The 13,196-nt window shown below is 45.6% G+C and carries 14 protein-coding genes; 5 read left to right on the top strand and 9 right to left on the bottom strand.

The genetic code is table 11. The features are described 5' to 3' along the window. Positions 1-58 precede the first annotated feature (58 nt). Positions 59-871: a helix-turn-helix domain-containing protein gene (locus LZG73_RS04970; RefSeq protein ID WP_233846614.1), complete on the top strand. Its 813-nt coding sequence runs from the start codon at positions 59-61 to the stop codon at positions 869-871. Positions 872-935: 64 nt separating this feature from the next. Further along, entirely contained in the window at positions 936-1,880 is a 945-nt protein-coding gene (locus tag LZG73_RS04965) for a nitrilase family protein (RefSeq protein ID WP_233846613.1), read from the top strand. Positions 1,881-1,914: 34 nt separating this feature from the next. On the opposite strand, the gene LZG73_RS04960 is transcribed toward LZG73_RS04965, so the two are convergent. From LZG73_RS04960 to LZG73_RS04925, 8 genes are all read right to left on the bottom strand, one after another. Further along, on the bottom strand, positions 1,915-2,559 hold the full coding sequence (locus LZG73_RS04960) for an START domain-containing protein (protein ID WP_233846612.1): 645 nt from the start codon (positions 2,557-2,559) through the stop codon (positions 1,915-1,917). An 88-nt stretch (positions 2,560-2,647) separates the two neighbouring features. Further along, entirely contained in the window at positions 2,648-3,358 is a 711-nt protein-coding gene (locus tag LZG73_RS04955; protein WP_233846611.1) for a hypothetical protein, read from the bottom strand. Beyond that, on the bottom strand, positions 3,355-3,762 hold the full coding sequence (locus LZG73_RS04950) for a hypothetical protein (protein WP_233846610.1): 408 nt from the start codon (positions 3,760-3,762) through the stop codon (positions 3,355-3,357). The genes LZG73_RS04955 and LZG73_RS04950 overlap by 4 nt, the downstream gene beginning before the upstream one ends. 24 nt (positions 3,763-3,786) lie before the next feature. Beyond that, the gene (locus tag LZG73_RS04945; protein WP_233846608.1) at positions 3,787-5,022 is read right to left on the bottom strand and encodes a hypothetical protein; all 1,236 of its coding nucleotides are present in this window, start codon (positions 5,020-5,022) and stop codon (positions 3,787-3,789) included. 12 nt (positions 5,023-5,034) lie between these two features. Continuing rightward, positions 5,035-5,670, bottom strand: coding sequence for a response regulator transcription factor (locus LZG73_RS04940; protein ID WP_233846606.1), 636 nt, complete (start codon positions 5,668-5,670; stop codon positions 5,035-5,037). Between the two features lie 104 nt (positions 5,671-5,774). Beyond that, positions 5,775-6,827 (bottom strand): histidine kinase, encoded by a 1,053-nt coding sequence (locus LZG73_RS04935; RefSeq protein WP_233846605.1) that lies wholly within the window; start codon positions 6,825-6,827, stop codon positions 5,775-5,777. 171 nt (positions 6,828-6,998) lie between these two features. Next, positions 6,999-7,484 (bottom strand): DUF6644 family protein, encoded by a 486-nt coding sequence (locus tag LZG73_RS04930; RefSeq protein ID WP_233846604.1) that lies wholly within the window; start codon positions 7,482-7,484, stop codon positions 6,999-7,001. Between the two features lie 2 nt (positions 7,485-7,486). Then, the gene (locus LZG73_RS04925; RefSeq protein ID WP_233846603.1) at positions 7,487-7,840 is read right to left on the bottom strand and encodes a DUF6152 family protein; all 354 of its coding nucleotides are present in this window, start codon (positions 7,838-7,840) and stop codon (positions 7,487-7,489) included. A gap of 185 nt (positions 7,841-8,025) precedes the next feature. Here LZG73_RS04925 and LZG73_RS04920 point away from each other — a divergent pair, with 185 nt between their 5' ends. Genes LZG73_RS04920 through LZG73_RS04910 form a run of 3 tightly spaced genes read left to right on the top strand, consistent with a single transcriptional unit; the run spans position 8,026 to position 12,238 of the window. Continuing rightward, positions 8,026-10,407: a TonB-dependent receptor gene (locus tag LZG73_RS04920; protein WP_233846602.1), complete on the top strand. Its 2,382-nt coding sequence runs from the start codon at positions 8,026-8,028 to the stop codon at positions 10,405-10,407. Between the two features lie 21 nt (positions 10,408-10,428). After that, complete coding sequence (locus LZG73_RS04915) at positions 10,429-11,454, top strand: sensor histidine kinase (protein ID WP_233846601.1); 1,026 nt, start codon at positions 10,429-10,431, stop codon at positions 11,452-11,454. A gap of 16 nt (positions 11,455-11,470) precedes the next feature. Further along, positions 11,471-12,238 carry a LytTR family DNA-binding domain-containing protein gene (locus LZG73_RS04910; RefSeq protein ID WP_233846600.1) on the top strand — a complete coding sequence of 256 codons (768 nt, stop codon included), beginning with the start codon at positions 11,471-11,473 and terminating at the stop codon, positions 12,236-12,238. A gap of 73 nt (positions 12,239-12,311) precedes the next feature. Here LZG73_RS04910 and LZG73_RS04905 read toward each other — a convergent pair whose 3' ends face one another. Continuing rightward, positions 12,312-13,067: an MBL fold metallo-hydrolase gene (locus LZG73_RS04905; RefSeq protein ID WP_233846598.1), complete on the bottom strand. Its 756-nt coding sequence runs from the start codon at positions 13,065-13,067 to the stop codon at positions 12,312-12,314. Positions 13,068-13,196: the final 129 nt, after the last annotated feature.

Genomic DNA, 13,196 nt, shown 5'->3' with positions numbered 1-13,196 from the left:
TCGCTCCATATTTACGATTGAAATCCTTACTTTGCATGGACTATTTGAACAATAGCCCATGCAATTATATCCATCACCAGCGCTGGCTCCTTACATTCTGCATTATCTGATCCTTGAAGATCATGCAGTTGAGCCATCCCGGCACCGTTTTTTCCCCGACGGCCATCCGGGCATTGCGTTTCATTTTGGCGATGCATTTTTGCAACAGGATTTTAATTCCAAAAGCTCCATAAAACACCCCGAAAGCTTCATTTACGGGCAGGTTAATCATCATTTCGACCTGACTTCCGGTAAAAAAATTGGATTGCTTATTGTAGTTTTCAAACCGTTCGGGCTTTCCGCGTTCATGAAAATGCCAGCCAAAATGCTTGCGAATCAAACACTTGCATTATCAGAAATTTTCCCAAAATCGGCAGACCGACTAACAGATCAGGTGTTGTCCGGGAAAGACCATCAAACCCGTATCCGGTTTATTGAGTCATTTCTAATTGACCAATTGACATTGCAAACGCAGCATATTAAACTTGTAACTGCCTGTGCAACAATGATTGACAATGCTTCATCACCGATTCCGATCCACGTGCTGGCCCAGAATTTAGCAACCACCGAGCGGACACTCGAACGCGCATTTGATCAGCACATTGGCATTTCCCCCAAATTATACAGCCGCATTGCCCGCCTGCAACGTTATCTCAAACTCCGGAAAACCAGTCCGACAACGTCCCTGACTGCGCTGGGTTATGAGGCCGGTTATTATGATCAGGCGCATTTTATCAAAGATTTCGCTGATCTGGCGGGAATCACGCCGACGCAATATGACCAAAGCAAGAATCGGCTGGCCGTCAATTTAATGCAGCTTCCCACAGATTGATTTTGTCGGATTTTTACAATTGGTTTTTTTCGCATGCGTTTAGCTTTGTAACAAAAACAATAGCATGGAAAATCTGAAAGTTGCAACGGCACAATTCGAAAACAAGAGCGGCGACATGGCCTATAACCTCCAAACCATTGACAAACTCGCAGGCGAAGCGGCGGCATCGGGCGCGCAGATCATTGCATTTCATGAATGTTCAATCACCGGTTACACATTTGCAAGAAAGCTTGATCGCGGCCAGCTAACCGAACTTGCGGAGCTCATCCCAGACGGCCCGAGCATTCAAAAACTGATCGAAATTGCTGCAAAGCACAACATTGCCGTTTTGGCCGGATTGTTCGAAAAAGACGAGGCAGGCAATTTGTTCAAAGCCTACGTTTGTGTGGATAAAACCGGTTTGATCGCCAAATTCAGAAAGCTGCATCCTTTCATCAACGGCAATCTCACACCCGGCGACCAGTATGTTGTTTTTGATCTCTACGGCTGGAAATGTGGGATTTTGATATGTTATGACAACAACATTGTAGAGAATGTGCGGGCCACAGCATTGCTTGGTGCAGACATCATTTTTATGCCGCACGTGACGATGATGACGCCTTCAACGCGCCCGGGTGCCGGTTTTGCTGACCCGGCTTTGTGGGAAAAAAGACATACTGATCCTACGTCGTTGAGGTTGGAATTTGATGGATTAAAAGGCCGGGAATGGCTGATGAAGTGGTTGCCGGCCCGGGCTTATGACAACGCCATTTACGCCGTTTTCTCCAATCCGATCGGCATGGATGATGACCAGCTGAAAAATGGTTGTTCCATGATCCTGGATCCATTTGGCGACATCATCGCGGAATGCAGAAAACTGGATAATGACATTGCAATTGCGACATTAACTCCGGAAAAATTGACGCAAGCAGGCGGTCACCGTTACATTAAGGCGCGCAGGCCTGAGCTTTACAGAGACATTATCGGCGCGGAACACGCTTCAAGCCAGAAAGTGGCTTGGTTGAGTTAAACATTTATTAAACAATCAATTACCCAGCCGGATTTCAGTTTATAATGAATTCGGCTGCTTCGTTTTGATATTTACCGGCTTGCAATTCCTGCTTCATTTTCCGAAAACTTTGCAACGGTCCCTGTGCCGAAAAAGTGTTCACAACCCAGGCCGGAATGTCGCCGCCCGGATCGACCTGCAATGTGTAAACAATGCTGATTTTGTCTTTGGACAATGGTTTAATGATCCACAGTCCTTTCGAATGGCTGATACGGACAATGCCCGTTTTGGGCGGAACAAATCCAGGAACAGCAGGCGCATTGACCGTCACCACTTTAGTAACTTTGTCCTGCGTGACGCGGATATGCGCAACAAAATCGCGGTTGGAGAGCGGCCACGGCATGCTTACTTCTGAGTAATAATACAGTTCTGATGGAGAAATCTTTTTCAGCAAATCACACGATTTGGTATGAAAAACCCACTTTTCCGCCGCTTTCACATCGAGCAGCATTGTAACGAGCTGACCGGCAGTTGCTTTCACTTCGCATTCGACACGCAATGCATTGATTCGGGAATCGGGAACACTTTGGGAGAAAACCTTAATGCCGTCAGATTCAGTTACAAGCTTCCAATCGCGCTGCGCAAAAGCATTTGATATCAACAATAAAAACAGGGGAAAAAGGCTCAGTAAACGGCGCATGTCATCAAATAAACGTTCATTTCTTCATTTGCAACGCGGTTTGAGCCTTTATAATTCGCAACGGTCGAAATGCAGCAGCGGAATTTTTTCATGAAGCTTTGAAAAGTCTGACGCCATAAGCGATCAGCAGCAAGCCAAATATTTCTATCGCCATCCGTCCCATGCTGATTTGGTAAAAAAGTGATGGAAGATCGTTGTAAAGCCTGTCGGAGAAGAAAAGGATCAGAATAGAGAATGTATTAATGCAAAAAAAGCCCCAAACGATCAGGTTCAGGGCGTCGGTGCTCAGCGAGTTGCCGACTTTATTGATGAAGTGTTGTTTAAAAAAAAGAATGGAAACGATGATTAAATACAAAGCCAGGCAAAATGAGCCCATTTTTTGTGCATCCTTGTAACCTTCTACGAAAACCGTGTTACCGATTTCCAGCACAAAAAGACAAACTGAAACCACTTTAATAATGCGTCCGGTGTTGCCTTGGACAATGCGACTGAAAAATATGCCCAGAAACCAGAATTCATTGAGATAATAAAATGGCGAAATAAAAAACGTGTCGTCAATCTCGAAACGCGTGAGATAAGGCACGAAAAAATCGGGAAATGTATTGACCAAGCCGATAAACGACGATTCGAAAATCGCGATCAGCAGCGCGATCAATGCATACCAAAACAATGGCCTGAGAATCCGGTTGTGCGGCACGCCGCCGAAGCGCACCAAAAACACGCATAAAATGGCGCCTCTTGCGGCTAACAGCACATATCCAACCTTGATTACCCATTGCCCAAATTCCGATTCCGTCATGTTGGTATCCGCACCTTTACGCCCTCGCCGCCTTCGCCGCCGCCACTTTCGTTGCACGCATGTTCACTTCCGGCAATGATGAGTGATTTGCTCGGCGTGGTGTAAATGTAAATGTTCAAATTGTCAAATGAGCCGCGTAACATCTTGGTTTCCAACACAGAGCGCAACACAGCGAATCCATTGTTAAGATCCTGTTTGTTAAAATACTTGGAAACGCGAATGTCGGGTTTGCCGCTGGCCCGTTTAATGATGCGGAGCAAAATTCCATCGGCGCGGTTCCCGGTGTTCAGCACGCGGGAGATGGCAGCCTTGGTGCGGCATTTGAGCTCAAAACCCGCTGGAATAGGCTCTTGATTTTGCTGCATACTGTCAAAATCGGCCGTTGTGATGATAAAATCTGGCATGATGGGGGCTGTTTTGAATTTTAGTTATTTGGCAGTTTCGTAAGCAATGTATCTTGGGAAATGTTTACGGATGATCTTTTTCAGGTCGGCAAAAGAATAAGGTTCACGGTAATGTATGCCGATGGACGGCATTTCGGACAGTGAAACGTAGCACTTTTCGCCTTCCTGAGTGAACACCATAAAAGTTAAATTACCGGGTTGCAGGTGCAGCAGTGTGTAATTTGGCTCAAAATGATTGACATGCCAGCCTGTATTTTTCTCTTTGAAACGCAGCTTGACATTGGAAATGTTTTGATCCGTAAAATAGCTTTCCCGAATTCCAACAAATTCATAAGAGGCTGGCTCGTTGCCGGTTGCAGGTGTTTCAGCGATCATTATTTCCAGACTGTCCTTCTTGCTCGTCAGGACTTTGAGTAATTTCAATTCCTGAAAAGGCTCTTCATCAAGAAATTGTCTCAAACTCTGGAAACGCGACGTGATCACAGCCTCTCGCATTTTCAGTTCTTCCAGTTTTACCCGGAAAATGGATTCGTCAAGAAACAGGCCCATCACCATGTTACGGATGTCTTCAATACCGCCCGTATTTTGCAGTCCTGAAAATTCAATCGGCGTCGGTTCGGGCGGTGAGGCCATTAATGACGCAATGGCTATTTTTTCAAAATTGCAGACGACGGAAACGAGTGACGGATCGCTGCGGTTGAGATTGCGGAGATAAGAATAACTCATGTAAGCAATCTTGCCCGGCCCTGACACACAGATATTTGCGCTTGTATGATTCGAAAACGGGTCTACAATGTGCAGCAATTTTACATCCTGGCGTTTGACACAACTAATGACCACAACCGCATGATTTCCGTTCAAGATTCCGGGATATTTCAATCCCAAGATCACTGGTTTTCGGGCGTCCGTGTTGCGTTTCAGAAAGCTGAATGTAGGAATGTTGTCCTGAAATTTTTGAACTGAGCGAATTTTGAAAACTTCCAGCAAGATCTTCTGATAATAATTGTCATCATGGCTTAATGTGGGATAGCCGTCCCCTATTTCGCAAAACGTGTTAAGCATATCTTCCTCCGAATTGTCCACGCTGCCATCCAGGCCATAATAATGTTTTAAAATCCGTCGCTGTAAAGGCAGATCTGCCCGGGGAATGTTTTCAAAGCTGCCTTCGGGATTGAGGAAACGCGCGACCATTTCGATGCAGGCGGCCCAGCAAATGGTGGAATGCACCTGACGAATGTTTGGAAAATTGGGGATGCTCATGATTATTAGGGGTTAAACGAGCCGCCATTCGAGTGCCTTAACGACGGCTTCCGGGGCGGAATTGACATGAAGTTTTTCGTAAATGTGATTCACGTGTGTTGCCACCGTGCTAAAAGAAATGCTGCAAGCGTCGGCTATCATTTTGTAACTCATGCCTTTGACCATCAATCGTAAAACTTGCTGTTCCCGTTGCGTCAGCTCTACAAAAGTTAATTCACTTTTCACAAACTGGTGTTGAAACATTTCCAGTACACGCCGTGCAATCGAAGGCGAAAGGTGCGACCCGCCCGTGTTAACCTCCTGAATTGCTTTTACATAAACCTCGGGATTTGGATTTTTAATGATATAGCCTGATGCACCCGAGCATATGGCCTGAAAAATCTTGTCGTCGTCCTCAAAAACGGTCTGAATGAGCACCTTAACATCGGGCGCATGCTTCTTAATCTCGACCATTGCCTCTATTCCGGACCGGTGCGGCATTTGAATGTCCATTAAAACCACGTCAGGTTTGTGCTTTTTGACCAGCGGCCAAGCCTCTTTTGCATTGGGATAAGCATCTATAAACGAGATCCCTTCGGTTACAGAAAGATACATGGCAAGGCTTTCGCGCAGGTTTTTATTATCCTCGAATAGTAAGACACGAATCATGCACTTGATCTTTTGAGGTGATAATCACGTTTTTGATAAGGCAAAAATGGCAGCTTATTTCAACACAAAATATCAACAATTCTATGGATGCCGTTTTTACATTATCACACAGCAATCTGCGTTTTCAGCCGGGTTCCTTTGCCGCTTTCCGACTCAATGAGCAGCTCAATGCCGGCTTCCAATGCCCTTTCTTTGAAATTGAAAAGTCCATTTCCATCGCGTTCTTCGGACATATCAAATCCTTTCCCGTCATCTTCAATGCCAATTTGTATTACATCTTTCGAGCGCGAAACACGGACTTTCACCATGCTTGCCTCCGCGTGTTTCACCACATTATTTATCGCTTCCTTAAAAATCAGATAGACACTTTTGCGCTGGTCCATTGTGAAATTGACTTGTCCAAGATCCGTTTCCACTTTAAAATCAAAACCGATTTCCCGGCTCGAAAGCATGCCAGAAGCAAAGGATTCCATGCGGTCGAAAAGTTTCTGAATGTTGTCGTTTTTGGGGTTAATGGTCCAAACGGTGTCCTGCATCAATGCCACAGACTCTTTGGAATTGGTGATGATCTTTTCCAGGACCGGAAGCATTTCGGGCGGCGCTTTCTTTCTCAACACTTCAACAAAAATGGCAATGCTGTTCAAGTTAGAACCCACTTCGTCATGCAAGTCAGCGGCAATGCGGTTCCTCACTTGCTGCATGCGCAGTTTTTGCCTGAAATCGTAAAGCATAAACAAATAAATGCTGACGCCGATCAGCACGACAATGTAAACGGCGATGGACGGAAAAAACCACCATTGGTCCCAAAACCCCTTTTCCTTCGCAATGCGGATCTGAGATTCAAATTGCTTTTTATTTCGTTCAAACGACTGGATATGAAAAACATAATTACCGGCTTCCAGCTGCGCATAACGTGAAACAGGATATTCAGACTCGATCCAAACCGGATCAACGCCTTGCAATTGATAACGATAATAAACCGAATCGCCACTCGCCGGTCTGAACTCTACAATGAGATCCCGGTCGCCGGGTTTGAGTTGGATGCTGTCTCCCGAAATCGAATGCGGTTTTCCATTGACCAAAACTTTCCCGATCTGCATTTGAGCATGACACAAAATTGATTGAAAAATGAGCAGGAACAGAAGAGCATAACGCATGACACAAACCATGTTTCAACGTTTAAGAAAGCACCAAAGTAATGCAATATGTATTGGTAAACAAGCTGTTATCACTCGAAAAACAACTTATAACCTGTTTGTAAATATCATTGTAGGAGGCTTTTAAGCGTCTTGTAAAACTAGTTGAGATCCGGGCGTGACGAAGCAATTTCAATAAGCGAGTAACCGACCGCAGGCAATAACGCCGATCCACACGACGATGGAAACGACAGCAGAAATCCTTGCCGCAAATGGAAGTTGTCCGGACACGGAAGCGCCGTGTTTTTTGAAAGTGTAGTTGTGAAAAAAGAGCACATTAAGTGCTGCAATGAGTATCAACGCAAGTTTTAGCCAAAACACCGCATCAGTGCCCAACGCCTGCGCATTGGTAAGGAACAACAAAATGCCAGATGGGATCACAAGCAAAAGACCCCGCCGCGACCATGGCAACAGATGGTCGGCGAGGCCCGAAACTTGGAGGCTTTTGGAATAACCCAGCAGCCGAAGGTCAAACATGAAGGCGGCGCCCACCAACATAACTATACCCAGTATATGTACAATTTCCAAAGCCGGATACAACCACGCCGATTGGCGGATGCCAACCGCCCAGGATGTCTTTTCAAGCGTTTCAAAAAATGCAATTGCGGATGCCTGCACGGTTATCGCAATTCGTATTTCGTTCCGTCCACGAAGATCCGTTCGGCGCGCATTTCGGCTTCCTCCGTTTTGTGCGGATAAGCCACGAGCCTAACTTCTGTGCCTTTTTTGATCATTTCGGCGGATAATCCGCGATCAGTCATACGCGTTGTAGGCGCAAGAAAAACAGTCCACACTTTCTTGTTGTATTTAACTTTTGCCAATGCATGCGGATTTTCGTAAACCGATTCTTCGATCTTGCTTTTAAAATCCAGCACTTTTGTCTGGTCATAATCAGCCCATCCATGATGTAGGAACGTGAAGGACGCACCCAGAAAAAGTACAACTATTAGCAATGCACTCTTTAAATAAGCCATAACATGAAGCGGTTAGTGTTCTTTAAATTTAACCAAAACATTGGCTTTCCAAAAGTTTTTCCGTGCTTTCGTTTCCCCTTACCATGCCTACGTTTCGCCTGATCCATTTTACGTTTCACCTGACACGCCGTAGCGCGGCAGCTGGCTGATACGCAAATTTGAAGCATCAAATAAATTTATTAGCGATGAAACATTTCTTACTATTGACAATGCTGATCGCTTGTGTGCAGCTCCATGCGCAGCAGGCAACGCAAACGATCCGCGGGACGATCCGCGACGAAGTTTCCCAAACGCCTGTAATTGGCGCTTCGGTGATGTTGGTCCAGCAAGATGGCGCCAATCCGATCGGCGCCATTACGGATGTGAATGGCGAGTTTAAAATGACCGGCGTGCCGCAGGGAAGGCAAACGTTTCGCATTACTTCTGTGGGATATGAGGAACAGCGACTATCCAATGTGCTGCTTACTTCGGGAAAAGAAGTGGTCGTCAATGTGACGTTGACAGAGAACGTCCAGGCGCTGAACGAAGTTGTCGTGACTGCTGATCGACAGAATGATAAGACCAAGACCAACAATGAGTTATCACTTGTAAGCGGACGCTCATTCAACATTGAAGACACCAAACGTTATGCCGGCTCATTGGGCGATCCGTCGCGCATGGCGGCTAATTATGCGGGCGTGGTGTCGGGCGACGATTCGCGTAATGACATTGTGGTTCGCGGCAACTCCCCCACCGGAATGTTATGGCAATTGGAAGGTCTTAACATTCCAAATCCAAACCATTTCGGCTCGTTATCCGCCACTGGCGGACCAGTCAGCTTGCTCAATAACAATGTGTTAGCAAAGTCAGATTTCATGACCAGCGCGTTTCCAGCCCAGTATGGCAACGCTTTGTCCGCCGTGTTTGACCTGCGCATGCGGGAGGGAAATAATGAAAAATCGGAGTTTTTAGGTCAGGTGGGTTTCAACGGATTTGAACTTGGTGCCGAAGGGCCGTTTTCCAAAAATTCAAAGGCGTCCTATCTTGTAAATTATCGCTACTCAACATTGGGCGTTTTCAAAGCTTTGGGCATTCAGTTTGGAACAGGAAACGCGGTTCCGGATTATCAGGATCTCAATTTTAAAGTGGCAGTTCCGACCAGCGCCAAAGGGAAGCTGACGTTGTTTGGCATAATCGGCGCGAGCGACGTGCAATTCCTTGGCAATGATGTGGATACGACCGAGACGAACCTTTACGGGACGGAGAATTCAAACACGAAAGTCCGTTATGCGACAAACATTCTGGGCGTGTCATACGAGCACAGTTTGACCCCAAAGACATTTGCAAAATTGACGTTAGGCATGAGCACAACTGATCAGAAATTCAATGGTGACTCGATCAGCAATGTTACGCGGGAAGCGTTTGCAAATTCGGAGGGCCGTTTCAAAACGCGGAAATATTCAGCCACGTTAAATGTTCGGCATAAGATCAATGCGAAAAACAGCCTTTATGCTGGCGCTACGACCGATTTGCTCAATTTTGACCTTTATAACCGGAACATGTATCAGGCTGGAAAGTTTGACACGGTTCGGGTCAATGTCAAGGGTGAAAATTCGTTGCTTACGCAGGCCTATGGACAATGGAAATATCGGCTAAATCAAAGCATGTTGCTCACCACAGGCATTCATTTTCAACATTATCGTTTGAACGAGAAGGTTTCCATTGAACCGCGATTTGGATTTCAATATGCTTTCAAAAACGGACAATCGCTTAGCGCCGGATATGGGATGAACAGTCAGGCGCAGGATGTTTACACTTATTTTGTACAAACAAAAACATCTTCCGGTGCTGTCTTCACCAACAAAAACCTTGATTACACCAGGAGCCATCACTTTGTATTAAGCTATGAAAACCGGCTGACAGAGAATTTGTTACTCAAAATCGAGCCCTATTATCAAACAATCAACAACGCACCGGTCGAGCGAAGGAAGTCATCGTTTTCAGCGCTTAACATCGGCAGCTCGTTCGGGCCGTCGGATCGCGACAGTCTGGTCAATGGCGGAACTGGGCAGAATGTGGGGATTGAACTGACATTGGAAAGATATTTCAACAAAGGCTATTATTTCCTGATCACTTCATCGCTTTTTGAATCAAAATACAAGGGCAGTGACGGCGTTGAACGCAACACTGCATTTAACACGCGCTATGTGCTGAATGTGCTGGCAGGCAAGGAAGTGAAGGTCGGACGGAACAAAAACAGCGTTTTAAGCGCCAGCATCCGGACAACGCTGGTGGGCGGAAAATACATTTCACCGCTAAACCTGGAAGCTTCAAAAAACCGCGGCGAGGCTGTTTATGATGAACGGCGTGCGTTTTCACTTCGTCAGGACGCTTATTTCAGGACAGATTTGCGGTTTTCGTACAGAAGAGAATATCGCAAAAGCACCATGGAGTTTGCGCTTGATCTGCAAAATGTTACAGCAAATCAGAATGTGTTTCAGCAGACTTACAACCCGCGGACAAACAGCTTGGCGACTCAGTATCAGCAGGGATTTTTCCCAGTCCCCCTTTTCCGATATACTTTTTAATTGCATTTTGCATCGGCATATATGAAAGAGAACTATACATTGAATGATCGCAAAATGAGGCTGATCGGCATTCCGTTGCTGTCTGTGCTCATCCCTGTAATTGTCAATTTAATTCATGGCGAATCGAGATTCACCGTTCTCTTCATATATAACATTATGATATCAGCGGCGATCACCTTCTCACTTTGGGAAGGTAATCGCTTGATCATCATTAAAATGCGCAGGGTCTTCCCGGATTACAGCCAAACCGACCGACGCTTGCTGATGGAGGCTGTGCTCGCACTTGCGTACACATTCGTTGTAACATTTATCCTCGATGAAGTCCTTTGCAAGATCCTGCTAAAATCGAAAGGAACGCTGATCGGGTTCAGCATCAGCATCATTCCAACCATCCTTGTTTATCTGGTTTACGAAGCGGTTTATTTCTTTGAAGCCTGGAAAGCCAATGTTCGCAAAACCGAATCGCTGATGCGGGAAAGCGTGCAATCGCAATTGGAAGTGCTTAAAAATCAGCTTGATCCGCACTTTCTATTTAACAGCATGAACACGCTCGCAGCATTGATCGACGACGAGAACACAGATGCGCAGGATTATTTGGAAAGGTTATCCGACGTTTACCGCTATGTGCTCGTGAGCCGAAATAAGGATACGGTTTTGGTTGAAGAAGAACTGGCTTTTGTGGACGCTTATGTCTATCTCAATAAGATCCGTTTTCGGGATAATTTGTTGGTGGAGAAACAATTGAGCAGCGCAACTTACCAGCAGCACGTGACGCCGCTAAGTCTGCAAATGCTGATTGAAAATGCGATCAAGCACAATGTGGCATCGAAGGAAAATCCCTTGAAAATTGTGATCCGTGAAGAAAATGGCCAATATCTGGTCATCGCAAATAACATTCTTGAAAAAACGGTCCTTGAAAAGTCGACGCGCGTTGGTTTGCAGAACATCATTAATCGTTACAGCTTGCTCACAGAACGACGCGTTGAAATCCTGCGAAGCGATAACGTTTTCACGGTCAAAATCCCTTTGTTGGGAACTATGGCCTGATTTGCCCTAAAAAAACATGAAAGTTGTCATCATTGAAGACGAATATCCGGCGGCGGAGCGATTAGAAAAGTTGATTAAAAAACTAGATCCGCGGATTGAGATCACGGCAGTGCTAGAAAGTGTAGAATCCGCAAAGCGCTGGTTTGAAACGGCAAGCACCGTCGACCTGATTTTTTCCGACATTCAGCTTTCGGACGGACTGAGTTTTCAGATCTTCGAAGCATTCCCGGCGCATAGTCCGATCGTTTTCACGACATCTTATGACGAATATGCGATCAAGGCATTTCGAGTAAAAAGCATTGATTATCTGTTAAAACCGATCAAATTGCCTGAGCTTGCCGAGGCAATTAAAAAGTTTGACGGATTAAAGGAAGATTTCTCGCCGAAAGCTTACGCCAGAAAAGTGGAGTCATTGTTGGACAGTCTGGAAATGTCCAAGAAAGCATTCAAAACGCGATTTTTGGTCAAAAACGGAGAACAATTAATTCCTGTTCACCAGGATCAGGTTGCGTATTTTTACACTGCCAATGAGCTGTCATGCCTCGTGGGAACGGACGGTCGGCAATTTCTTGTCGACTATAAGCTTGAAGAATTGGAAGCCTTGGTCGACCCCGCAAGCTTCTTCCGCCTCAACCGCCAATTTATCGCCCGCGTAACCGCAATCCAAAAAATCCACACCTATTTCAACGGCAAACTAAAAATCCAGCTCCGCCCCGACACTCCACAGGAAATAATCGTCAGCCGCGAAAAAGCCCCGGCTTTTAAGGCTTGGTTGGAGAATTGAAAATGCCCGCTGATTTGTGATCAAGCGGGCATTTTCAATTGGTCAGGAGGACTAAATTTAGCCCAAAAAGCAACTATTTAATCGAATACCAATCCCTCAGCCTTACATCGATTTTGGAGTCGCCGGTGTTGACTAATTTTTTGAATGCTTCGGTGTCGCTGAATCCGTTTTGGCCGCGGAAGTGATATGGATACACGACTTTTGGCTTGAATTCGAGAACAGCATTGGCTGCCTCTGGCACGTCCATCGTGTATGGCAGATTCATGCAAACGAACGCCACATCAATGTTTTTCAACGATCGCATTTCAGGAATTCCTGCTGTGTCTCCACTGATGTACACCGTTTTATCACCAAATTTTAGGACATAACCATTGCCGCGTCCTTTCGTATGCTTTGCGTCAGCCGCTTCCGGAAGATTATACATTGGAATCGCCATGATCGAGACATCCAATTTGCTGATCGTCTGTCCATTGTTGACCACTGTAGTTTTTGCTTTCAATGCGTCGGACATCAAATCTGCGACAGCTTTTGGCGCAACAATAATCGCTTTACTCAAATCAAGTGCTTCAAGGGTTTTTGCATCAAAGTGGTCACCGTGAATGTCCGAAATCAGGATCAAATCAGGCGCTGCGATGCCAGCAAAGGTTTTTGCGCCGCCATAGGGATCAACATAAATTGTTTTTCCACCCCAGGTCAAGGACATTGTGGCGTGGTTGAGCGGCTGAATTTTCAACGGTCCTTTGGAAGTTTGAAGGTCGTCGGCAGCCGGAAGCTGTGCCCATAACGGGGCTGAAATCATGAGTAATAATAGTGCAAACGTCGTTTTCATGTTTGAATTTGGTTATTTGATCAAAGTAAGCTTTTCCTTTGATCTTTGCAACCGAAGAAGCGAACGACGGTTTTTTCAAGTTTTAAAAATTATTATTTATTTCAACTAATACATTGCTTAACGCAGTTA

The sequence above is a fragment of the Dyadobacter sp. CY326 genome (genome assembly GCF_021390515.1).
GTDB lineage: Bacteria > Bacteroidota > Bacteroidia > Cytophagales > Spirosomataceae > Dyadobacter.
This window is presented reverse-complemented; position numbering and strand designations above follow the sequence as displayed.